The sequence below is a fragment of the Pseudochelatococcus sp. G4_1912 genome (assembly GCF_047501465.1).
Lineage (GTDB): Bacteria > Pseudomonadota > Alphaproteobacteria > Rhizobiales > Beijerinckiaceae > Pseudochelatococcus.
In genome coordinates, this window is record NZ_JAZDRL010000001.1 from 217,545 (window position 1) to 240,392 (window position 22,848).

The 22,848-nt window shown below is 52.5% G+C and carries 21 protein-coding genes; 11 read left to right on the forward strand and 10 right to left on the reverse strand.

Annotation, left to right across the window (positions count from 1 at the left end):
- The first annotated feature begins 21 nt into the window (after positions 1 to 21).
- From VRZ32_RS00980 to VRZ32_RS00990, 3 genes are read left to right on the forward strand one after another with little or no spacing between them, the layout of a single operon-like run.
- Positions 22 to 969 (forward strand): ABC transporter permease, encoded by a 948-nt coding sequence (locus VRZ32_RS00980; protein WP_414523576.1) that lies wholly within the window; start codon positions 22 to 24, stop codon positions 967 to 969.
- Positions 966 to 1,775 carry an ABC transporter permease gene (locus VRZ32_RS00985; RefSeq protein WP_414523577.1) on the forward strand — a complete coding sequence of 270 codons (810 nt, stop codon included), beginning with the start codon at positions 966 to 968 and terminating at the stop codon, positions 1,773 to 1,775. Before VRZ32_RS00980 ends, VRZ32_RS00985 begins: the two co-directional genes overlap by 4 nt.
- Positions 1,772 to 3,373: an ABC transporter ATP-binding protein gene (locus VRZ32_RS00990; protein WP_414523578.1), complete on the forward strand. Its 1,602-nt coding sequence runs from the start codon at positions 1,772 to 1,774 to the stop codon at positions 3,371 to 3,373. Before VRZ32_RS00985 ends, VRZ32_RS00990 begins: the two co-directional genes overlap by 4 nt.
- On the opposite strand, the gene VRZ32_RS00995 is transcribed toward VRZ32_RS00990, so the two are convergent.
- Positions 3,354 to 3,920, reverse strand: coding sequence for a L,D-transpeptidase family protein (locus VRZ32_RS00995; protein ID WP_414523579.1), 567 nt, complete (start codon positions 3,918 to 3,920; stop codon positions 3,354 to 3,356). The genes VRZ32_RS00990 and VRZ32_RS00995 overlap by 20 nt on opposite strands.
- Before the next feature lie 121 nt (positions 3,921 to 4,041).
- Between VRZ32_RS00995 and VRZ32_RS01000 the strand changes: the two genes are divergently transcribed.
- Together VRZ32_RS01000 and VRZ32_RS01005 are read left to right on the forward strand one after the other, a co-directional pair.
- Positions 4,042 to 4,728, forward strand: a complete 687-nt coding sequence (locus tag VRZ32_RS01000; protein ID WP_414523580.1) for a response regulator transcription factor — start codon at positions 4,042 to 4,044, stop codon at positions 4,726 to 4,728.
- A gap of 49 nt (positions 4,729 to 4,777) precedes the next feature.
- A complete protein-coding gene (locus VRZ32_RS01005) occupies positions 4,778 to 5,221 on the forward strand; it encodes a cyclic nucleotide-binding domain-containing protein (RefSeq protein WP_414523581.1) in 444 nt (147 codons plus the stop codon).
- Between the two features lie 59 nt (positions 5,222 to 5,280).
- Here the strand turns inward: VRZ32_RS01005 and VRZ32_RS01010 are convergent, their stop codons facing one another.
- From VRZ32_RS01010 to tesB, 3 genes are all read right to left on the reverse strand, one after another.
- The gene (locus tag VRZ32_RS01010) at positions 5,281 to 6,756 is read right to left on the reverse strand and encodes an ammonium transporter (protein ID WP_414523582.1); all 1,476 of its coding nucleotides are present in this window, start codon (positions 6,754 to 6,756) and stop codon (positions 5,281 to 5,283) included.
- Positions 6,757 to 6,773: 17 nt separating this feature from the next.
- Positions 6,774 to 7,112 (reverse strand): P-II family nitrogen regulator, encoded by a 339-nt coding sequence (locus VRZ32_RS01015; protein WP_414523583.1) that lies wholly within the window; start codon positions 7,110 to 7,112, stop codon positions 6,774 to 6,776.
- A gap of 219 nt (positions 7,113 to 7,331) precedes the next feature.
- Positions 7,332 to 8,204, reverse strand: a complete 873-nt coding sequence (gene tesB / locus VRZ32_RS01020) for an acyl-CoA thioesterase II (RefSeq protein WP_414523584.1) — start codon at positions 8,202 to 8,204, stop codon at positions 7,332 to 7,334.
- Between the two features lie 252 nt (positions 8,205 to 8,456).
- Between tesB and VRZ32_RS01025 the strand changes: the two genes are divergently transcribed.
- Positions 8,457 to 9,734, forward strand: coding sequence for an FAD-dependent monooxygenase (locus tag VRZ32_RS01025; RefSeq protein WP_414523585.1), 1,278 nt, complete (start codon positions 8,457 to 8,459; stop codon positions 9,732 to 9,734).
- Positions 9,735 to 9,803: 69 nt separating this feature from the next.
- Here the strand turns inward: VRZ32_RS01025 and VRZ32_RS01030 are convergent, their stop codons facing one another.
- Both VRZ32_RS01030 and VRZ32_RS01035 read right to left on the reverse strand, forming a co-directional pair.
- Positions 9,804 to 11,429, reverse strand: coding sequence for a phosphoenolpyruvate carboxykinase (locus tag VRZ32_RS01030; RefSeq protein WP_414523586.1), 1,626 nt, complete (start codon positions 11,427 to 11,429; stop codon positions 9,804 to 9,806).
- A gap of 152 nt (positions 11,430 to 11,581) precedes the next feature.
- Entirely contained in the window at positions 11,582 to 12,385 is an 804-nt protein-coding gene (locus VRZ32_RS01035) for a HugZ family protein (protein WP_414523587.1), read from the reverse strand.
- Between the two features lie 207 nt (positions 12,386 to 12,592).
- Here VRZ32_RS01035 and VRZ32_RS01040 point away from each other — a divergent pair, with 207 nt between their 5' ends.
- The 5 genes from VRZ32_RS01040 to VRZ32_RS01060 all read left to right on the forward strand — a co-directional run bounded on the left by VRZ32_RS01040 (position 12,593) and on the right by VRZ32_RS01060 (position 17,163).
- Complete coding sequence (locus tag VRZ32_RS01040) at positions 12,593 to 13,294, forward strand: response regulator (protein ID WP_414523588.1); 702 nt, start codon at positions 12,593 to 12,595, stop codon at positions 13,292 to 13,294.
- Between the two features lie 704 nt (positions 13,295 to 13,998).
- Positions 13,999 to 14,421: a hypothetical protein gene (locus VRZ32_RS01045; RefSeq protein ID WP_414523589.1), complete on the forward strand. Its 423-nt coding sequence runs from the start codon at positions 13,999 to 14,001 to the stop codon at positions 14,419 to 14,421.
- Between the two features lie 176 nt (positions 14,422 to 14,597).
- A complete protein-coding gene (locus tag VRZ32_RS01050) occupies positions 14,598 to 14,873 on the forward strand; it encodes a hypothetical protein (protein WP_414523590.1) in 276 nt (91 codons plus the stop codon).
- A 221-nt stretch (positions 14,874 to 15,094) separates the two neighbouring features.
- The gene (yghX, locus tag VRZ32_RS01055) at positions 15,095 to 15,979 is read left to right on the forward strand and encodes a YghX family hydrolase (protein WP_414523591.1); all 885 of its coding nucleotides are present in this window, start codon (positions 15,095 to 15,097) and stop codon (positions 15,977 to 15,979) included.
- Positions 15,980 to 16,161: 182 nt separating this feature from the next.
- Entirely contained in the window at positions 16,162 to 17,163 is a 1,002-nt protein-coding gene (locus tag VRZ32_RS01060; RefSeq protein ID WP_414523592.1) for a hypothetical protein, read from the forward strand.
- 22 nt (positions 17,164 to 17,185) lie between these two features.
- Here VRZ32_RS01060 and VRZ32_RS01065 read toward each other — a convergent pair whose 3' ends face one another.
- The 4 genes from VRZ32_RS01065 to arsH all read right to left on the reverse strand — a co-directional run bounded on the left by VRZ32_RS01065 (position 17,186) and on the right by arsH (position 22,848).
- On the reverse strand, positions 17,186 to 18,196 hold the full coding sequence (locus VRZ32_RS01065) for a hypothetical protein (RefSeq protein WP_414523593.1): 1,011 nt from the start codon (positions 18,194 to 18,196) through the stop codon (positions 17,186 to 17,188).
- A 353-nt stretch (positions 18,197 to 18,549) separates the two neighbouring features.
- Positions 18,550 to 20,622, reverse strand: a complete 2,073-nt coding sequence (locus tag VRZ32_RS01070) for a prolyl oligopeptidase family serine peptidase (protein WP_414523594.1) — start codon at positions 20,620 to 20,622, stop codon at positions 18,550 to 18,552.
- Between the two features lie 403 nt (positions 20,623 to 21,025).
- On the reverse strand, positions 21,026 to 22,102 hold the full coding sequence (locus tag VRZ32_RS01075) for an ArsO family NAD(P)H-dependent flavin-containing monooxygenase (RefSeq protein WP_414524996.1): 1,077 nt from the start codon (positions 22,100 to 22,102) through the stop codon (positions 21,026 to 21,028).
- Entirely contained in the window at positions 22,093 to 22,848 is a 756-nt protein-coding gene (gene arsH, locus VRZ32_RS01080; RefSeq protein WP_414523595.1) for an arsenical resistance protein ArsH, read from the reverse strand. Before arsH ends, VRZ32_RS01075 begins: the two co-directional genes overlap by 10 nt.

A 22,848-nucleotide genomic window follows, 5' to 3' on the forward strand; every position in this document is an offset into this window, starting at 1 on the left:
TTCTGAGCCCGGATATCCGTCATGATACGGGTGCTCGTGCGCGGGTTTGCGTCGCTTTTTCTGACACTTGTTGTGGCATCGGGCGTGGTATTCGCGGCCATGCAGGTATTGCCGGGGGATCCTGCTGAGGTCATGCTAGGCACTAATGCGAGCCCTGATACGCTTGCCGCACTGCGTGCCGAAATGGGGTTGGATCAGCCAGCCATCGTGCGTTATGGCGCTTGGGTGATAGGCTTTTTCACTGGTAATTTGGGCATAAGCCACACCTATGCCGTGCCCGTTAGTGAGTTGGTCCGGGAGCGTCTTGCTGTCAGTCTTCCCCTGGCTTTCATGGCCATCATACTTACGGTGTTGATTGCGTTGCCATTAGGAATAGTGGCTGCAGCGCGCCGCCATGGGCTTGTGGACCGTCTGGTGCTGCTCGTGACGCAAATCGGTATTGCTGTGCCTAATTTCTGGCTTGCGATCCTGCTTGTGCTTGTTTTTGCCATTACGCTGCGTCTATTGCCGTCGGGCGGCTTTCCAGGCTGGGGGGCTGGTTTCATACCCGCTTTGGCTGCGCTTGTTTTACCAGCCATCGCATTGGCTTTGCCTCAGGGGGCGATTCTTACGCAGGTAATGCGCTCTAGCCTGATTGACGCGCTCGGTCAGGATTACATCCGCACAGCACGTGCCAAAGGGCTTACGCAGATAGAAACATTGCGCCGTCATGCGTTGCGTAATGCGCTTTTACCTGTGTTGACGGTATTGGGTTTGCAATTCTCGTTTTTGCTTGCTGGCACAATCATCATTGAGAATGTGTTTTACCTGCCTGGTTTGGGACGTCTGATTTTTCAGGCCATCAACCAGCGTGATCTTATTGTGGTGCAGAGTGTTGCGATGCTGTTGGTGGCGAGTGTTGTTATCGTCAACTTCCTCGTCAACCTGACCTATGCACTGGTTGATCCGCGCTTGCGGAGGCTGTCGTGAACCGTCAGCTTTATACGGGATTGATCATTGTTTTAGGGATTGGGGCATGTGCTTTGCTTTCGCTTGCGTGGACCCCCTATAATCCGCTTGTGCTCAATATTCCCGACAAGTTTGCCGAACCAAGCCTTTCCCATTGGTTGGGCACCGATCAACTGGGGCGTGATGTTCTGTCACTGATTATGCGTGGAGCTGTTGGGTCGGTGAGCGTGGCCTTGATTGCGGTTCTGCTTGGTCTGATGGTCGGCGTGCCGCTCGGAATGCTGGCGGCGCAACGCCGGGGTCTGAGTGGTAATATCGTCATGCGCATGAGCGATTTTCTGTTTGCCTTCCCGACGCTTATCACGGCCATTCTGCTGCGTGAGATCGTGGGGCCGGGCGTGATAAATGCGGCGGTTGCGATTGGTTTGTTCAATGTGCCTGTGTTCGCCCGCGTTACCTACAGCGCGGCGCTACCAATCTGGGGCAGTAGCTATGTGCTGGCAGCGCGTGTGGCTGGTCGAGAGAGTATCTGGATTGGAGGTGCGCACGTGCTTCCTAATATCGCCAATACGCTGATTGTGCAGGCAACAATCCAGCTATCTCTGGGCGTGCTGGCGGAGGCCTCATTATCGTATATTGGCCTTGGCGTTCAACCGCCACAGCCAAGTTGGGGGCGTATGCTGTTTGAAGCGCAAACCCTCATGGCGATCAGTCCACGCCTTGCCATTGTGCCAGGGCTTGCCATTGTTATCACGGTTCTGGGCCTGAATCTCACAGGGCAGGGACTGCGCCAGGCGCTCGACCCACGCAGGGAGAGCCGGTCGTGACCATCCTCACCGTCGATGATCTAAATGTTACAATGAGTAGCCGCCCTATTCTACGAAGGGTGAGTTTCACTCTGGCATGTGGTGAGACGTTAGGTATTGTTGGTGCGTCGGGATCAGGAAAATCCATGACAGCCCTGACATTGATGCGCCTGCTTCCGGAAGGCGCGCATGCACAGGGACGCATAACATTTGCGGATGAGGACCTGCTTGCGCTCGATGAAGCTGCGATGTGCAAACTACGCGGCAAGCGCATCGGCATGGTGTTTCAAGAACCGATGACGGCGCTCAATCCCTTGATGACCATTGGTGATCAAGTGGCAGAAGGTATTCGCGCTCATCGTCATGTTTCGCGTGGCGATGCTCAGTTGCAAGCAAATGAAGTGCTGGGCCGCGTTGGGCTTGATCCAGCATATGTGTCGCCGGGACGTTATCCGCATGAGCTTTCTGGTGGGCAGCGTCAGCGCGTTGTGATTGCAATGGCAATAGCCATGAAGCCAGATTTAATCATCGCTGATGAGCCCACAACCGCACTTGATGTTACAACGCAGGCGCAAATTCTTGATTTGTTACGCGATATCGTGCGTACAGAGGGGCCTGGCCTGCTTCTGATCTCCCATGATCTGGCGGTTGTTGGCAGTATGGCGGATCGTATTGCGGTGATGCATGAAGGCGAGATCGTCGAAACGGGAATTGTGAAAGACTTCGCCAGACAAGTGAAGCACCCGGTCACCCGCACCTTATTCGCCTCCGCAAAGTATACGCCCACGTCCTCCCCGCATTTTCTGGTGGGCGATCATGAATCTGTTCCCTTGCTGGAAGCAGAGGGGGTTGTGAAACGATACCCATTAGCCCGGGCACATTTGTTTGCGAAGCGGCCCTACAAGTATGCGCTTGAGGGCGTAAGCCTTTCATTGCATGCGGGCGAGAGCATTGCGCTTATTGGCGAATCCGGCTCTGGAAAATCCACGTTATCGCGGCTTTTGCTTGGCATTGAGACCCCTGACGCAGGCCGTGTTACCTACCGTGGGCAGGCTTTGGCACGGGCTGATGGGGCAACGCTCCGCGCGATGCGCCGGGATGTACAAGCGGTTTTTCAGGATCCATATACTTCGCTTGATCCGCATAAGAGAGCGGGCTGGATTATCGGCGAACCGCTGCACATGGTTCCAGAGTTTGCAGTTGATGCTGAGGATCGTATTGCGGCAGCGCTTACAGAAGTTGGCCTGTCGCCGGATGATGCGCGAAAGTACCCGCATGCTTTTTCCGGTGGTCAGCGGCAACGCATCGCCTTGGCGCGGGCGCTGATTACGCGGCCGCGTTTTCTCATTCTCGATGAGCCGGTGTCATCGCTAGATGTCACTGTGCGAGGGCAGATACTCGATCTGTTAGCTGAGCTACGCGAGCGGCATGCTTTGGGTTACCTGTTCATCACCCATGATTTGCGTGTGGTAGATGCCATCGCCGAGCGCGTTGCTGTCATGTATCGCGGACAGATCGTAGAGGAGGGGGCAGCGAAGGACGTTCTGCGTGCTCCGCAACATAGCTACACCCGCGCATTGCTTAATTCTGTTCCGGATATCAGCCTGATTGCTTCCTGACCGGCTTTGCATCTGAACCGACAATGATTCTGGTGTGTGGTCCTATCACACTTAGAAAACGCTGTGCCAGATGGCGCGGAATGGCGATGCATCCTTCAGTGGGGCCGAAATTATCCTTGGCGATATGCAGAAATATGGCACTGCCACGCCCGTGGATGCGGGGGCGCATATTCCAGCCAAGATCGAGTACAATGTCGTAGAGATGATCGTCGCGCCACATCTTCTCATGCCGGGCAGTGAAGGGCCGTGTAACGTGGCGATTATAGCTGCGATGCGAAACATCATCACACCAGCCATCGGATTGTCGCATCGCACGCATCGGCACGGCGGTGTTGGGTCTGCGCACTTTATCAGCGCGATAAAATCCTAGCACGGGGTGGTGTGTTCCAAGAGGGGTTGCGCCGTCGCCCTCACGTTTTTTATGGGTGGTCGCACCCGCACCCAGCGCGCATGGAATCACCATATTGCCTGCAATGATGCGCCCGCGCCGAGGGTTGGAGACCTCAGGAAACACGTTGATACGTGACAGGGTTCTGGTTTTTAACATTGCATTTGTTCCACGGGTCCGGTTGCCCGATTGAGATGGTAGAGGTATGGATTGTAACGTGCCTTCGTTCAGCCACCCTTAACGGTATTATATTCCTCAAGGTTTTGGAGAACACACGCGGATGCCAAGCGCTTATCAACTGCTGATCGTCGATGATGAAGCCGACCTGCGCGATACCCTGTCGGAGCAGCTAAAGCTGACCGGCGATTTCGATGTCTCGACCGTCGGTACCGCATCCTCTGCGATTGAGGCTGTGCGATCTGATCGGATCGATCTTGTTATTATGGATGTCGGGCTGCCAGATATCGATGGTCGGGAAGCGGTGCGTGTCATGCGCCGGAATGGTTTTCGCGCCCCGATTCTGATGCTGACCGGCCATACAGAAGATGCCGACACCATACAGGGGCTTGAGGCAGGCGCGAACGATTACATCATCAAGCCATTCCGCTTTGCCGTGCTGTTGGCGCGCATCCGTGCGCAGCTTCGCCAGCATGAGGCAAGCGAGGATGCTGTGCTGTCGGTAGGGCAATATACGTTCCGCCCGGGTGCAAAGCTGCTCGTTGATAACAAAGGTTCGCGCCTTAAGTTGACGGAGAAGGAAACTGCCATCCTGCGTTTTCTCTACCGCGCTGAGGATCAGGTCGTGACGCGTGAAACCTTGTTGGCTGAGGTGTGGGGCTACAACGCCAATGTAACCACGCATACGCTGGAGACGCACATCTACCGTCTTCGTCAAAAGATTGAGGAAGACCCCTCTAACGCCCGTATTCTCGTGACGGAACCGGGTGGCTACAAGCTGGTGCCATGAGTGAGTATATGCGCGGTAAAACCAGGTGCGCCATTAAACGAGGCCTGCAATGGCGCTGAATGATGAAGTTGCCTTTCTATCGATGACGCCGGTGTTCAAGGGGTTTGAGCGTGACGCATTGCGTCGTCTTGCGCTTTCTGCGCAAACGCGCCTGCTGCGTGCTGGTGAAGTCCTCTACCGTCAGGGAGACCCTGCTGAGGGTGGCTTTGTGATTATGTCGGGGCGGATTGATATTGAAAGCGCCCTGGACGGAAAAAAATTCCTGGCTGGTGCGGGTGATCTGCTTGGTGAGCTGTCGCTCATCATTGAAACCCAATGGCCCTCTACAGCGATTGTTCGTGATTCTGCATCTGTAATGCGTATTTCCCGGTCGTTGATGCTGCGCATTCTGGCGGAGTTCCCGGCTTCTGCTGTTGCATGCCGTGATGTTTTTGCGCGCCGACTGGGACGCATGTCTTCGGAACTGGAAGAGATCAGACAGGTTCTTCTATAGCATCAAGGGCGGCTGGTTAATGCCGCCCTTGCGCCAACCGTTCCCCTTTTTATAAACGATTACATGTTGTAGGCGCGCTCGCCGTGCTCGGCGATGTCGAGGCCTTCGCGTTCCACTTCCGGGGTTACGCGCAGTCCTACGATCAAATCAACGACCTTGAACAGGATTGCCGAACCAATACCCGTCCATGCAACCGTGAGCAGAACACCCTTAAGCTGGGCAAAAACCTGCGGCCCGATCTCGACCGCTACAGCCACAGCCTCGCCCGGTGATGCCACATAGTCGACAAGCCCGGCGCCGCCTAATGCTGGTGCCACCAGAATGCCCGTGCCTATGGCGCCAATGATTCCACCGACACCATGGATGCCGAACACATCAAGCGAGTCATCATAGCCAAGGGCATTCTTGATGGTGGTGCAGAAGAAGAAGCAGACTGCTGAAGCGATAATGCCAAGCACTGCAGCGCCAACAGGGCCTACGAAGCCCGCCGCTGGCGTTACCGCAACAAGACCCGCGATCGCACCAGATACCATGCCAAGAAGTGATGGCTTGCCCTTGACGCCCCATTCCGCGAACAACCAACCGAGAATGCCGCCAGCGGTTGCAAACAGTGTGTTCACGAATGCCAGTGCTGCGCCACCTGTTGCCTCAAGATTCGAGCCAGCATTGAAGCCAAACCAGCCAACCCACAGGATGGATGCGCCGATCATTGTCATGGTCAACGAGTGTGGTGGAAGGGCTTCCTTTCCGTAGCCAATGCGTTTGCCAACCATGATTGCGCCAACAAGGCCCGCAACACCTGCGTTGATATGCACCACGGTGCCACCGGCGAAATCCAAGGCTCCCCAGCTAAAGATCTTGCCAGCATCAGCTTCTACAGCTGCCAGATGGGCTTGTGCGGCGGCACGTGCGGTGTCATCGGTAGCAGCAGCAACAGCACGCGCTGCATCAGCTAACGCGTCAGGCCCTGCCCAGTACCAGACCATATGTGCCATCGGGAAGTAGATGAAGGTCAGCCACAGTACGGTGAATAACAGCACCGCTGAAAAGCGCGTGCGTTCCACAATGGCACCTACGATGAGTGCGGGGGTGATGCAGGCAAATGTGGCCTGGAAAGCGATATACGCATATTCCGGGATCACAACGCCGTTTGAGAATGTTGCCGCTACCGATGAAGTATCGACGCCTGCCAGGAATAATTTGCTAAACCCGCCGACGAAGCTATTCAAACTGCCGCCATTGGTGAAGGCCAGCGAATAGCCGTAGGTAACCCAGACAATGGCTGCAACCGCAACGATAGCCAGCACCTGTGATAGAACGGATAGCATGTTTTTGGAGCGCACAAGGCCACCATAAAACAGTGCAAGCCCTGGCAGTGACATGAACAAGACCAGTAGGGCGCTCACCAATACAAATGCGGTGTCGCCTTTATCCGGCACGGGGGTTTCTTGTGCCAAAACAGGTGTTGCGGCGCAGACCAGTGCCAAAGCTAGCGGTGCGAGAACACCCGGCGATATGGACCTTAAGAACTTCATTGAGTGAACTCCTCCCATCACAGGGCGTCGCGCCCGGTTTCACCAGTGCGGATGCGGATCGTCTGTTCTATGGGTAAAACAAAAATCTTGCCGTCACCGATCTGGCCGGTGTGGGCTGTGGTCTTGATGGTGTTGATCACGCTGTCCACAAGCTGCGCTTCAATCGCAATCTCGATTTTGAGCTTGGGCACAAAGCTCACGGCGTATTCGGCGCCACGATAGATTTCCGTATGCCCTTTTTGACGGCCATAGCCTTTCACTTCGCTCACTGTTAGCCCGTGGATGCCGAGCGCAGTCAGAGCGTCGCGAACTTCTTCAAGCTTGAAGGGCTTAATGATGGCCACGACAAGTTTCATGGCGTTGTCTCCTGCTGCGAATTCGGCACGCATCATTGCGGCCGATGCTGAGGGTCATACAAGCTTCATGCCAACTTGAGGGAATGAGCAAAAAAGTTAGAAAATAGGCAGATGAAAGCGCTTTGATCAGTTGCGTGGCAGGGAAATCATACAAAATTGCCTGCCACGCATTGATATCGCTGCCTAAAAAATAATCATTGATGAAAAAACAGGCACGAATTAGACATTTTTCTGAAGCGGTCGGATCAAGCCTTCTTGCGCGACACTTGCGATGAGAACGCCGTCACGGCTGAAGATCTGACCGCGGGAGAGCCCGCGTGCACCACCACTGAATGGGCTGTCTTGCGAGTAAAGCATCCACTCATTCGCTTTGAAGGGTTGGTGGAACCACATAGCGTGATCGAGACTCGCGCCCTGGATATTGCCATCAAACACAGAGCGGCCGTGCACCGCCAGGCTTGTATCGAGCAAGGTCATGTCTGATGCATACGCAAGCACACAACGGTGGATGGCCTGATCATCAGGCAATGGGCCGGTTGCGCGCATCCAGATGGCGAAGGATGGTTTACGCGCGGCCTGGGTACCTGGCAGAAAACGGCTGTAGTCAACAGGGCGCAGTTCGATAGGCCGTTCGGCTTCAAAGTACGCACGGATGTGGGGCGGCATGCTTTGCAAGAACGCAGCTTTCAGCTCTTCCGGCACGGTCTCCTCGGGTGGTGGTACGATAGGCATGGGCGGTTGATGGCGTAGCCCAGGCTCGTCAATATGGAACGACGACATCAACGTGAAAATCGTTTCCCCATGCTGAATGGCCTCGACATAACGCGTCGTGAAACTACCGCCATCGCGGATGTGCTTGACCTCGTAAACGATCGGCACTGTAGGATCGCCCGGACGTACGAAATAGCAATGCAGCGAATGTACACTACGCTCTGCTGGCACTGTGCGGGTTGCGGCAACGAGAGCCTGCCCGATGACCTGTCCGCCAAACACGCGCTGCCACCCGGCCTGCGGGCTATTGCCGCGGAATATGTTGTTTTCCAGCTGTTCAAGGTCAAGAATTGAAAGTAGGGCGGCAACAGCAGAGCTCATGAACACATCCTCGCATAAATAAGCCGTATGCGGCTGACCAAACAACAGTTTGTTTTAGCGCTATGCAGACCGAAAACATAGGTTGATAAGCAAATTAGTGCAAAATAAATTACACCATTCTAAAACTCGCAGCACCCTTGCTCTGCTGATACAAGACGTCATCCTTAAGAAACGAGCTTTCATGGGGCATGTTCCAATCTGTTGCGCCGAGTGTATATAGATTGGTTAAGCTGCTGGTGGCGGATTATGGAAATGCAGCCTTTGACTGGTGATGAAGAGGGAGTGCGGCGCATGGCGAGCACGGCAGACAAGCGGGCCATTGTTGTGGCGGGTGGTGGCGCAGCTGGCCTGAGTGCGGGGCTGGCGCTGCGGCAGGCAGTGGGCAAGCGTTATCCCGTCATCGTATATGATCCGGCGTTAGCCCGTGAACCTTTGCATGAAAAAGGACGCGCCTATGCGCTTGCGGAAGGTTCCCGCCGCATGCTCAGTGTGCTCGGCGTATGGGAGCACATTGTTGCTGATACGCAGCCGATTGAGCGCATGTCCATCACCGATAGTCGTCTTGGGGATGTTGTTCGCCAGCCGCTTCTGACTTTTGATGAAGATGCCGGGGCGCATGAACCTTTAGCCCATATGGTGGAAGGTGATATCCTTGTTACTGCGCTACGTGAAGCCTGCAAGCAAGCAGGAGTCGCGCTTGAGCCAACGGCAATTACAGGGCTTCAGATATCTTCGCCCACCAGTCCCGTACAGGTTTCCCTGGCAAATGGGGCGGAGTGTGCGGCTCTGTTTGTGGTGGCGGCAGATGGCAAGAACTCGCCATTACGGCGCAAGGCCGGGATCTCATGGATTGGCCGTCCCTATTGTCAGTCTGGAATAGTAGCTACCATCGGTCATGAGCGTCCGCACGAAGGCGTAGCGGTGCAGCACTTCTTGCCCGCAGGCACATTTGCAATGCTGCCTTTGACGGGCAATCGCTCATCTATCGTTTGGGTGGAAGCAGAAGATGATGCCAAAACTTTAGTGACACTTGATGCGGATGATATCATCCGCGAAATTGAGCGCCGCTTCGGCGCATCGCTTGGCGCGCTCACGTTGCTTGATGCGCCGCGTGCGTTTCCGCTGGCGCGCGGTGTTGCGCGGCGGCTTGTTGGTGATCGGCTGGCGCTTGTGGGAGATGCAGCCCATGTCGTGCATCCGTTGGCAGGGCTGGGGCTGAATGTTGGCCTGCGCGATGTTGCAGCGTTGGCAGAGGCCGTGGCGGACACTGTGCGGCTTGGGCTCGACCCATCGGGCGCTGATACGTTAGAGGCTTACGAGCGCGCGCGCCGATTCGACGTGGTAAGCACAGGATTGGCGATGGATAGCATGAACCGTCTGTTTTCAAACGATATTCTGCCCCTGCGTCTGGTACGGGATTTTGGTCTTGGCGTCGTCGATCGATTCCCGGGCCTCAAGCGCTTGCTTAAGCGTGAGGCCGCGGGTCTGACGGGCTCACCGCCAAGACTGATGCGGGGAGAGATGCTCTAAGCGCATCGCCGTTTTAAATAAAAAAGGCCCACGATTCATCACCGTGGGCCTTTTTACATGCAAATGCAGTTATGCCGCGATCTGTGAACGTGGGCCAGCTGCGCTCACGTCTGGCTCGACGTGCGCTTCGAAAGCCGCAAAGTTTTCGCGGAACATGTCGATCAGGCGTGTTGCGGTCTGAGCGAACTCTGCCTTGCTGGCCCAGGTCTTGACTGGATAGAGGATGTGTGGCTCAACGCCCGGCACTGAGGTTGGCACAGCAAAGCCGAAGTATGGATCAAGCCGGAAATCTGCCTTGTTGAGCGAACCATCCAGCGCTGCTGAAAGCAGGCGGCGCGTAACGCGGATAGGCATGCGCCGACCAACGCCGTATTTGCCGCCGGTCCAGCCGGTATTCACCAGCCAGCAATCCACACCATGGTGCGCAATCAGATCGCGCAGCAGATTGCCGTAAACCGATGGATGGCGTGGCATGAAAGGCGCGCCAAAGCAGGTGGAGAACGTTGCTTCAGGATCTTTAACGCCCTTCTCCGTGCCCGCCACCTTTGCCGTGTAGCCAGAAAGGAAGTGATACATAGCCTGTGCGGCCGTCAGCTTGGCGATAGGCGGCAATACACCGAAGGCATCACACGTCAGCATCACGATGTTCTTTGGCACGCCCGCACGGCCGGTTGGGCTGGCGTTGGGGATGAAGTCCAGCGGATAGGCGCAGCGCGTGTTTTCCGTTTTTGAGCCATCATCGAAATTCGGGATGCGTGTCAGCGGATCAACAATCACATTTTCCAGCACTGTGCCGAACCGCTCAGTGGTTGCAAAAATCTCCGGCTCGGCTTCACGCGACAAGCGGATAGTCTTGGCGTAGCAGCCGCCCTCAAAATTGAAGATGCCATTAGCCGACCAGCCATGCTCATCATCACCAATCAGCGTGCGCTTTGGATCCGCTGAAAGCGTGGTCTTGCCGGTGCCGGACAGGCCGAAAAACACAGCGGAATCATTATTATCCCCTGTATTCGCCGAGCAATGCATGGGCATGACGCCTTTTTCAGGCAGCACGAAGTTAAGGTAGGTGAAGACGGACTTCTTCATCTCACCCGCATAAGAAGTGCCGCCAATCAGCACGATCCGCCGCGAGAAATCGCATGCGATGACAGTTGAGCTGCGCACGCCATAGCGGGCAGGATCTGCCTGGAAGGAGGGCAGGTCAATAATCGTGAGATCCGGCGCGAAACTTGCAAGTTCGCTGCTATCAGGGCGGATCAACAGATTGCGGATAAACTGGGAGTGCCAGGCATATTCGGTGAATACGCGGGTTTTAACCCGGTATGCTGGATCTGCGCCGCCATAGAGGTCCTGCGCAAACAATTCCTTGCCCTTGGCATGCTCAAGAAAATCATTAAGCAGCAGATCGAAATTCTCGCGGGTGATTGCGCCGTTGTTCCCCCACCACACGGTATTTTCGGTCAGTTCATCACGAACAATGAACTTATCCTTTGGGCTGCGGCCAGTGTGAACGCCAGTGTCGGCCAGCAATGCGCCACCAGCTGCAAGGGTTGCCTCACCACGGCGCACGGCTTCTTCGCTGAGCACCGGGGCGGTCAGATTCCAGTAAACGCGCTTCAGATCCTTGAAGCCCACGCCGGCTGAGCCAAATGTTTCAGCATTGGCCGCGCTATTGAATACACCGATGTTCTCCACGAGCTGGTCTCCCCTGATGCTCCGGCATTCTAACTGGTCACCGGTTCGTTACATTAGTTCATGGCAGAGTGGAACCATGCAATTGCGCAAATCCCACCCATACGGCCATATCCACTATGCGCCAGATGCATTCGCTCCAGCTCCAGCTCCAGCTATCTCTCCCGCGCCCGCGCTGCCAATGCCGCGAGGGTAGGACGAAGCTGGGATTTGTCTTCAAGAGGCCGGTCAAACCATACACGCGTCGAGGCATAACCGTCGATCAGGTCAATCCCTTCCGGATCAATCCCGACAGCTTGCCAGTTGCCGCTTTCTGCGCCTGCCAGAACCGTGGCATATAGCAATAATGCATCTTGATGCTCTTCATTGAGATGCGCAATGGCTTCTTCCTCAATCTGCGCAATATCAGATGCGATGTGGCGTTCAGAGAGAATGACATCGGGCGAAAGTGTATGGATGCGGCCAAATCCCGCAATCAGATGACAATGCGTTGGTACGATGCGATAAAATGCAAAATCGGCAAAATCAGCATAGCTGGCTGCTCCGGGATGACGGGCCAGAAAACGTCTGCGATCGTTAGAATCGACGCTTATTGTGGCATGGCCCGACATGCTTACACGCGGTTGTGCTGCAGGATCGTATGAAGGCGCTGACGCGGATGCTTGAGCAAGCAGCAGGGAGCTCCGCGAATCGCCGGTGATGTTCTGGGTATGCACTGCAAGACGCGAGATCAGGATAATCGGCGTCCCATCAATCGCTGTTGCAACGTTAACAAGTGAAGCAAATGGGGCCCCATCAGCACAAAGTGTCGCCATTGATCCGAAGCGCGCACCTCGTAAAAGTTGCTTCGTGCATAAAACAGGATCAAATGCATTGACGTCCGAAGTGCCAGGAAGGGCAGGAAACCCCGGAGAAGCGATTGATGCATCAGCTGTTTTTGATTGTTTATCAATCGACAAAGGTGTAACCTCCGTTCGAGGTGCGGGGTGGTAGACGGTATTTTGTTTGCATGCGCGCACGTGTAATGCTTAGAGAGTAGCAAGCCGCTTCCTGTTAGGAAACCTCACGGTTCAGACATGGACCACAAACGGAAGCTGCAGTTTGACATAATTTGGCCTTTCTCGCTGGGCCACAGTGAAGGTCTGTTCGAAGGAGAGCGACATCGCATGCCCACCATCGCCCTTGTAGACGACGATCGCAATATCTTGACGTCAGTATCCATTGCGCTGGAAGCGGAAGGCTATCGCATCCAAATGTACACTGATGGCGCAAGTGCACTGGATGGTTTGGCTAACGATCCGCCAGACATGGCTATTTTCGATATCAAGATGCCGCGCATGGATGGCATGGAGCTTCTGCGCCGTTTGCGCCAGAGCACTGATTTGCCTGTTATCTTTCTGACTTCGAAAGATGATGAGATCGATGAATTGTTCGGCCTGAAGATGGGTGCGGATGATTTTATTCGTAAGCCATTCTCGCAGCGTCTTCTGGTGGAGCGTGTGCGTGCGGTGCTTCGCCGTGCCGCCCCCCGTGACCAGGCCATGCCGCGTGAAACTGATGCTGCTCGCGTGCTTGAGCGTGGGTTGCTGAAAATGGACCCCGAGCGCCACACCAGCACCTGGCGTAATGAGCCGGTGACATTGACGGTGACGGAATTCCTGATCCTCCAGGCCTTGGCGCTTCGTCCCGGGGTTGTAAAAAGCCGCAACGCCCTGATGGATGCTGCTTATGATGATCAGGTTTATGTCGATGACCGCACGATCGACAGCCACATCAAGCGCCTTCGTAAAAAATTCAAGGCGGTCGATGATGACTTCGACATGATCGAGACGCTTTATGGCGTTGGTTACCGCTTTAAAGAAGCATAGGCTGACAAGCTTGAGTGAATTGTGGGGCGCATTGTCGTCCCACATTGTTTTTCTGGATGCGAGAGATTGCAACGGAACCATTAGGGTTATTCGCACGTTGTTTGCGACAGATATAACATTCGGCAGAACAATTGCTTATCGCCTTTGTCTGCTATGAAGTGCAGACTCTGGAGTGGTGCATTACCGGCTTTCAGCTCGCATTCAGTTAAAATTATGGGGAAAAATGACGGTATAAAGCAGGAAGGTTAAATCCGAATATATCGATAGGTGTTTTTATATCGATTGGTTATAAGATTTTGTTGTTTTTTGTTACTTGTAAGGCGGGTTTAATTACGTTCTGTCGCCATATTTTGTATAAGAGTAGGGCGTGTTTTCGATTTTCGACATGTTTGCCGGGCGTCTATGAGGGCATTGTGTTAAATGTCTGAATGAGAAATTATTTTAGGGCATGATTGCGGTTCATTTGAATCGTGCAAGTGCTCTAACTTTTAAGCAGGCGCGTTTTCAGAAAAAGCAGTATCCGCTTTTTCTGAAAACGTTATAGTCAGGCCTTGGTTATGGGCTTCGTGCGGGGTGCGCCCACATGATGTCCTCATGGTCTACGCGGACGCGATCGGGTTGGCAGGGAGATTTCCCTCAAACGTTTGTCGTGTCCAATGTTGAGCTAGATTTGCAGTTGGCTGCATCGAATCCGGAGCTTCAGAATGACTTCTCTTACCTCGCATTCCGAGCATGATCAGCAGAATACGGTGTCATCGTTTGGACTACGTTGGGCTGCATTGCGCGGCATGCTTGATTCTCCGCTGATTAACGCGGATGACCAGCGCTCACTTAGAGACGAGTTGCTGCGTGAGTTAAAATCCATTGAGCGCGCTGTTGGCGGCCTTGCTGCACGCAATGAGTTTGAAGTTGCAGCTAAGCTGGACATCATTCGTCAGAGCGTTGCTGAGTCTGTTGGCAAAGAGCACGTTTGGCTTGTCGATTTGCTTGACAGCATCGGTCAGGATGTCAGCCTTCTGTCGAAGCGTTTCCGGGCGGGTTCTGCATCTGCGCAGACTTCTGCTTCTGCGCAGGCACAGACCCAGACTACCGCTCCTTCTGCGCGGGCTGCTTCAGGCGCAGCTTGATCCTGATGGTGATTTCTGGGCGGCTTATTGATCTGGAAATCATGCGATTGCACTGAAGGGTGCGATGGCGGGTTTATGCGATTTTGATCGTAGAACCCTGGCTTGTTGTGTAAAGACCGCGTCCGTGTGGCTGTTGGGTATGCGGAAAAGCGCGTTGGTATTGTGGAGGTAAAACGATGCACAAGGTTTGGCACAAGGTTGTGATTGCTTCGGTGATGGCTCTTGGTTTGGTTGCATGTAACACGACCAATCCCACAGATCGTGCCGTTGGTGGCGCCCTGATCGGTGGTGGCGCAGGTGCGCTTGTTGGTGGTCTTGCTTCTGGCTCGGCAGGCGGTGCGCTTGCAGGTGGCGCCATTGGTGCAGCTGGTGGCGCGATTGTCGGTGCGGCAACAGCACCGCGGTGTGAGGAATACTGGTATCAGGGCCGCCGCTACCAGCGCTGCAACTAATTCTTGCTATTTTAAGGGCCTCCATAGGCAGTATGCTTATGGAGGCTTTTTTGTGCGTTCAATTCTTTAAATATTTGTATTTGTAGCGGCTTGAATCTCAAGCTGGATTATAGTCCTCGATATTACTGCATATTTTACTAGATTGTGATGTTTCAATCTTCTTCTTTTCGTTTACGATTTACCATTCAATTGATTATGGAAGCATAACGAGGAAAGAGAATATGGCCCGCCTGACCGCAAAAGATTTTCCGCGTGAGCTTCTTGAGCTCTATGATTTTTATGCGCATGGCAAAATTTCCAAACGCGAATTTCTAGACCGTGCTGCCAAGTTTACGGTAGCTGGAGTAACGGCGGCCTCTCTTTTGGCTACACTCAGTCCGAACTACGCTCTTGCCCAGCAAGTCCAGTTCACGGACCCGGAAATTGTTGCTGAATACATTACTTATCCATCCCCAAAAGGAAATGGTGAGGTGCGGGGCTATTTTGTACGTCCCGCAAAAGCCGAAGGCCCCCTGCCGGGTGTGGTGGTTGTTCATGAAAACCGCGGGCTGAATCCTTATATTGAGGATGTTGCTCGTCGCTTGGCTAAAGCTGGGTTTGTTGCTCTTGCTCCTGATGGATTGAGTTCAGTTGGTGGCTATCCGGGAAATGATGAGAAGGGAAGGGAGCTCCAGCAACAAGTTGATCCCGAAAAGCTTCTGAACGACTTTTTCGCTGCGATTGAGTTTCTCATGGCGCGTGCGGATACAACCAAGGTTGGCATTACCGGCTTCTGTTATGGCGGGGGTGTATCAAATGCTGCTGCCATTGCTTATCCCGAGCTTGCTGCAGCAGTCCCATTTTATGGCAGGCAGGCCCCTTTAGAGAAGGTGTCTCTTATTAATGCCCCGCTTCTATTGCATTATGCTGAGCATGATACAAACATCAACGCTGGCTGGCCTGCGTATGAGGCCGCTTTAAAGGAGAACGGCAAGACCTTCGAGGCGTATATCTATCCAGGAACCAATCACGGCTTTCATAACGATTCAACCCCACGTTATGATGAGGCTGCTGCAAAGCTTGCGTGGGATCGCACGATCGATTGGTTCAAGCGTTATCTAAGTTAGCGCGCAGAAGGGGCAGTTTGTTTGACTGGGAGCTCTTAATAGGTTAAAGTCTAGAATTGTAGATAGTAGACAAAAATAAAGAAGTTTTTAGCATAAATTATCATCAAAGATGTGATTGTTGTAACTGATTATCTGATGTGTTTGTTACGTAACATTATAATTAGAATTGATTGGATAGCTTGATGTATAATATTCATCCGAGTTCAGGTGATCATAATATTTATATGCCGCCAGGTTCAGATCAATCTGAAAAAAATGATCTGCCTAACCATAACATTCCACCTATTCCGGGTGTAGGTGCAGACATTGTCAATGCGGCAAACCGTTCTGATGACACATCGCGGGTAGTGAAGTGGATTGTGAGTGCGGTCAACTATGTGAAGTCACTCTGGGATTCCTTATTACTAAGTGCAAAGTCTTATTTGGGGCTAATAGCTGCAACAAAGTTTGATGGGCTTGATGATGCCCGTTCAGTAAGCATGAAGGCGGACGCTTGTAATCAGCCCTCGCCTGAAGAGATTCAGGGGGGTGATTTACCAGTATTGGATAGTCCCGCAGAAGATGAGTTTAAGGGGTTTGATGCCTCTGCATTTAATGAATTAAAGCCAGAACAACAACGTAGGCTTACTGTATCTATACTTTGTAAACTTCCCGATGAAGAATGGGAATGCCTTAATATATCGGTGTTAAATAATTTGCCTCCTGCAGAGCAGTGCAAAGTTAAAGCATCTATGTTTGATAAACTAGATCCTTTGCAGTATCATTATCTATCAGCATCTTTACTGCTCAATATGCCTCTTGAAGAGCAATGTTGCATCAAAGCGCATGCGCTAAATTGTTTGAACCCAACAGAGCAAAAACGCATTCCTGCATCTCTTCTGGATAAGCTGGATCCTGAAGAGTGGAAAAATCTTGACGCAAATGTGCTCAATAATCTTGATCCAAGTCAGTGGGGCTACCTGAAAGCAGATATGCTAAATCTGATGGATCATAAATCATGGGAACGTCTGCACGCAAATGTAATAAATGGGATGGCTTCTGGTGAATTGGCTAAGCTTAAGGCAGACGTGATAAATAGCATGCATCCTGATGAATGGTCTCAGCTTGAGGAAGAGACACTGGAGCAGATGGATCCCGCACAATTCGCGCTTTTGGGAGATTTTGTTCTTTCAAGTTTACCTTAGGAAGTGAGGGATTTTATTTAGTTTATGTTTCTCTTTCTACTTCGATACAGTAAAAAGGCTGATCAAAGGTAGAGATATAGCGCGCAGCATCAGAAAGCTTAATGGTTCTGCGCTCATTTCTGCCATTGATCAGATGAATAGGAATGTCTGGAAACGCTGCAAATTGCGCAAGCACTTGAGCTGCCGAGCCACTTAAAGGTGTATATGCCGCCAGCGGAATGCTGGCTTCATCACGTCCCTTGCCCAGGGTATAGACCTCGAGCACTTTTTGCTTACCGAATTCTGCATTTGCAATCGCCATTGCAGCTTGCACAGGATCAATGCTGACAAAAGCAGCTTCTTCAACCTTCACGCCCGCGACATAAGTGCCATTTTCAAGTTTTATGATGACTGATTGCGAGGTTTTACTCGCAAAATCTACTGACTCTAGTTCTTGCAGCCAGGATATAATTTCATTTTCGGATTTTATATTTGTACGTATTAATCGTGCTTCGACTTCATGCGCTGATGGCATAAATATTTTTGCGGTATTTTCTTCTTTAGAAATCAATTCTGGCGCATATTGTCTAAATGTAAAAGCATCTGGTAAGAATTCACCAACAGTAGTTTCCTTATGTGTGCCGTTTAAGGAAATAGAATGAATTTTAACTGCGGTATCAGCCAAGCTGGCAATCTGTTGCCTGCATTTGCCGCAGCATGAAACGCAATTGTCCGCTAAAGGGTGAGCATCGCCTTTGCTGAGCATTCTGGGGGCGCCCATGAGCCAGCCTTCAACAATTTCTGCTCTTTTTCCAAGAGCTGTGGCAATTGCAGAAATGCAGCCTTCTTCCCCGTGAGTGCTTAATCTGTGATGTGGATTCTCCACGTTTACGCCGGCAAAATAATAAGTATCATCATCACCGATTTTTGCTCGAAACACTGCTGTTACATCAAAACTTGATGCAACGACATAAGGATTTCCGCGTAACTCCCTCAGCCAATCTGCGATTTGTGCTGGTGTGGGTGGCGATGCCAGTTTTTTAAATACTTTCATATTATTCCAATCAAATGATTGAGAATGTTATTATGATTGTATCTTGGTTTGCTGATAGTTATCAATAAATTCCGACGCTGGGATTAAATTCATTCTCACTTATTGCCATTTATCATACCAGTGGAAACTGGGAAATTCGATTTTTAAGGCTCATTACGCCATGTTGGCGGATGAGCCAGGAACGAGTGCTATCAGGGATGTTACCGATGGCGTTATGAGGACGAAACTCATGAGTTTGTTCATGACCAGCTCTGTCCGGGCCGCAAACTGCACATTCTGACTATTGTTCAGATGGATTAAGCCACAGGGACAATGTCCAGCTGATTGAAGCCCCTTTTATGAAAGAGGAACATTTACTGAATACTGTTCGCTGGATTAACCAGAAGCGATTTCTCAACCGTCTGCCAGAGGAAGAAACTTTGCAGATCAGCAAAATACATATCGTTTTGTTGCTTAAAGTCCCGAGAATGCCCCGCGTTCTGCTCAGCAAAAACCAGCACGGGATTTGGGTTCGAGATGTGCTTGTTTATCTCTTGCAAGCGAGCAGAAAATTTAGCGCTCTGCCATGGTGACACCCGGTTATCATTAAGCCCTACCGTCAAGAGCATTGCAGGATACCTCACGCCGTCCTGCAAGTGCTGGTAGGCATCAATAGCCTGCAAAGATCGCAGCCCCTCAGGCGTTGATACAGATCCAAACTCATGCACATTGAATGGGCCTATCGGCATTTGCTCAAAGCGTAGGGCATTCAGCATGCCTACATCAATAGCAGCTGCAGCAAACAGATCCGGCCGTAATGCGACAGCCATGCCAACCATGATCCCGCCAGCGCTCTGGCCCGATGCTACAAGCTTATCCGGACGCGTATATTGCTGCTGGATTAAATATTCTGCACAATCGATGAAATCATGAACCGTGTTGATCTTGCGCGGCCCCATTCCCGCCTCATGCCATGATGGGCCAAGTTCGCCACCGCCGCGAACATGCGCAATGGCAATAATGCCGCCACGCTCAAGCCATACAAGACGCGAGGCATTAAAGTTTGCAAACTCGCTCACACCATAGGCCCCGTAGCCCCTTAACCAGGTGGGGTGAGATCCATCAAACGCCATATCGCGCTTGCGAATAATGGTGAGCGGGATCATCGTGCCATCGCGCGCGGGAACCAGTTTTTCTTCTGCGATATATGGACTGAAATCATCTGGAAGGGGACTGATAATCCCGCTATCGACAATCACATTCTTTTTCGCGTCGTAGCGATACAGTGCGGGTGGCTCTGTCCAGCCTTGAATATTCAGCAGAATATCGGACTGGTCTTCGCTGCTTAAAACGTATCCGATGGTGCCCTTGAAGGGCAGCTCTATATCGTGTTTTTGCGACAGATTATCCAAGGGCACTCGCACAAGTTTGCTGGCCCCCTTTTGTTGATAGCCAATATAGAGACTGTCCATGCTTTTTCGGAAAATGTTCAGCTCGCTGTCTGAAAACTCCAGAATAGCTTCTTCGTTTGCAGGCTCCTCAAGCAATGATCGTGAAGTTATCGTATAGCCAGAGCGGGCATTAGAGCGGGCAATATAGAGTTTATCTCCATGAAGTATCGCGCTTGTTACGTTGTCTTTTGTATCGATAATTATCTGCCATGACGTGCGCACTCCATCAACCTGATCAGCTTTAACAGCGTAGACAGAAATGCTGTGGCCGCTGATTGCGCGGCCTAAAATACCAATCACCCAGGGGGAGGATTGTGACGTTATGACAAAGACATCATCATCCGCCTTTGCCTCCGGAACAGACGCGATGCCAACCCCGAAAACGGCTTCATCCGTGCTGGCGTTTTCTCCCAGCCGGTGCAGGTAGACTTGCTTGCCCGTTAAAGTCTCAGACTCAGGCAATTCGGTGCCCTCAAGGGCTGAGCGTGCGTAGAAGAATGATTGCTGATCCGATCGCCAGTTCATATTGGGATGGCGCACCATGGGGATTGTATCCGGCAAGTCCGTCTCGGCCGCGACATCGTAGATGCGTAGAGTCGTGAATTCTGATCCATTCTTTGAGAGCCCATAAGCAACATAATGGCCATTCCGTGAGGGCACGTAGTAAGTCAGATCGTGATGCAGGGGGAGATCAAGCAGCAGCTGTTCCGGCTTATCGCCTTCCTGCATAAACAGGCGACCGTAGGGGTGGTCTGATGTGTCTTTGCGATAAAAATGGCGGTCTTTTTGCACGGTGATGCTGTAAGGATTGAATACGTCGAGGCCTATATTGGCGCTACGATCGATAACCTCTTTGCGCCAGGGCAGCGTGTCCAGCGTATTACGCGTTTGTTGTGATTGCTGAAGGAACCATGCCTTTAATGGCTCTTTCTCAGTCTCCATCCACTGATAGGGATCTGTAGTATTTATGACCTTCTTCTCAGCCAATGTAGGCATGAGGCTCATAAATATAATTGTAAAGCAAAGCGCGAATACCATGCTAGCAACGCGTGTTTTATTTAGCTTTTTTAAAAATTCCCTAAACAATTTCATACGGCATTCTGCCTTTTTATGTAGCTTCAGGCCAGTTGCAGCATTGGATATGTAGGTTTAGCTAATTGTTTTTATTGCATTTACTGGTGCTGCTGGCGAGGATTGAACTCGCGACCTCTCCCTTACCAAGAATGATGGTTCGATGGTTTTTCATTTAAAATCAATAAGTTGCGTGCAAGTTTTCGAATGGTGCTCGGATTTTGCACGGGGTGCTTTTATCCGCCCGATCGCAGCCATACAATAACAGGAGCGGCCCCATGCGGAATCTGGAAAACACCGAGTGGAAGAGCCGTGAGCTTGCTCACATCTATCCTCCATATTTCGAAGGAATTGCTAAGGCGGAGAGCATACGAGGAACCATGTCGCGGGCAGTTCGTCCGGCTCCGATCAATGTTGCAGATGCAGCTCCGGCCCAGTTTCCATATCCTGCCATCCATAGCCGTGGCTCGGCGATTGCCTGCTGGTCATCAAGCGCAACCCGACCAGTTTCATCGACGATTCCAAGCTGACGCAGGTGATCAGTAGCCGGGCGGAAGCCTGTGCACCAGATCACTGCGTCGACCGCACTCTTCGTGCCATCCTTCCAGACCACACCATCAGCAACGAATTGTTCGAATGGACGCACGGCATTAAGCACGCCGCGCTCTCGGGCATCCTTGACTGGCTGCACCATGACGATGCTTCCAAGGCTTTGCTCACCAGCGGTGTCGGCCTCGCCTTTGACACGTGCCGTAGCACGCTCGAACAGTATGCGGCCATCGACATCATCGGGAAGGAATGCAGGCGGGGTTGGTGTCACCCAGACAGCATTTGCAACTTCCGATATCTCCGCAAGGATCTGAGCACCCGAATTGCCTCCGCCGACAATGATGACGTGTCGATCCTTGAACCGCTCAGGTCCACGATAGAAGGCCGAATGCAGCATCTCGCCCTTGAAATCCTGCGATCCAGGATAATCGGGAATGAATGGCTTAGACCACGTGCCCGTCGCACTGATCACTGCGCGACTAGTCAACATTTCACCTGTTTCCAGCCTGATGCCTAGATACTCTCCAGATCGCTCGACGCCGGTCACCTTGCATGGCCGCCGGATTGGAAATTCATAACGCGCTTCATAGCGGGTCAGGTAGTCGATAACCTCGTTTCGGGTCGGATAACCATGCGATTTGCTAGCCGTCATCTGCCATCCGGGAAGCGAACTATAGCCTGCGGGTGAGAACAGTCGGAGCGAATCCCACGTATTTTGCCACGCGCCGCCCGGGGCCTCTCCTGCGTCGAGAATGACGAAATCGGCATTGGCGCGGCGCAGATAGTAGGCGACAGCAAGGCCTGCCTGACCACCACCGATGACAATCACATCATGGTCAGGCTTTGTCATGCCGATCGCTCCTGTGGAGCAATGGCGATCGACGATAAATCAGACCTTGGGTCGATCGCACGTCCCTCCGATTTGCGTTCGGAGTACCGCTCAACAAGTTGCGCGGCATGCGGTCTGGTCAAAATCGTGAAGCGAACCAGCTCTTCCATGACATCAACGATACGGTCGTAATAGGCCGATGGTTTCATGCGACCGTCATCGTCGAACTCCTGATACGCTTTGGCAACGCTCGATTGGTTGGGGATGGTGATCATCCGCATCCAGCGTCCGAGCAGGCGCAAAGTATTCACTGCATTGAAGCTCTGCGAGCCTCCGGAGACCTGCATGACTGCAAGCGTGCGTCCCTGTGTCGGTCGCATTCCACCCATGTCGAGCGGAAGATTGTCGATCTGGGCTTTCATCAGTCCTGTGATCTGGCCATGGCGCTCTGGAGAACACCAGACCATGCCTTCTGACCACATTGCATGCTCGCGCAACTCATGGATTGCCGGGTGATCATCTCCGTGTACTTGATCGGGAAATGGCAGGTCGCTGGGGTCGAATATGCGCGTCTCGGCACCGAAGAATTGTAAAAGACGCGCTGCCTCCTCTGTTGCCAGTCGAGAAAACGAACGTGGCCGCAGTGATCCATAAAGGAGCAGTATACGAGGAGGGTGGTCGAGTGAGCCTAGCCCTTCGCCGGGACGCTCCAGAGCAAAACGTTTGTCGAGAGCGGGCAGATGGTCGGCATCGTTCAGGGTGCGCAGTCGCAT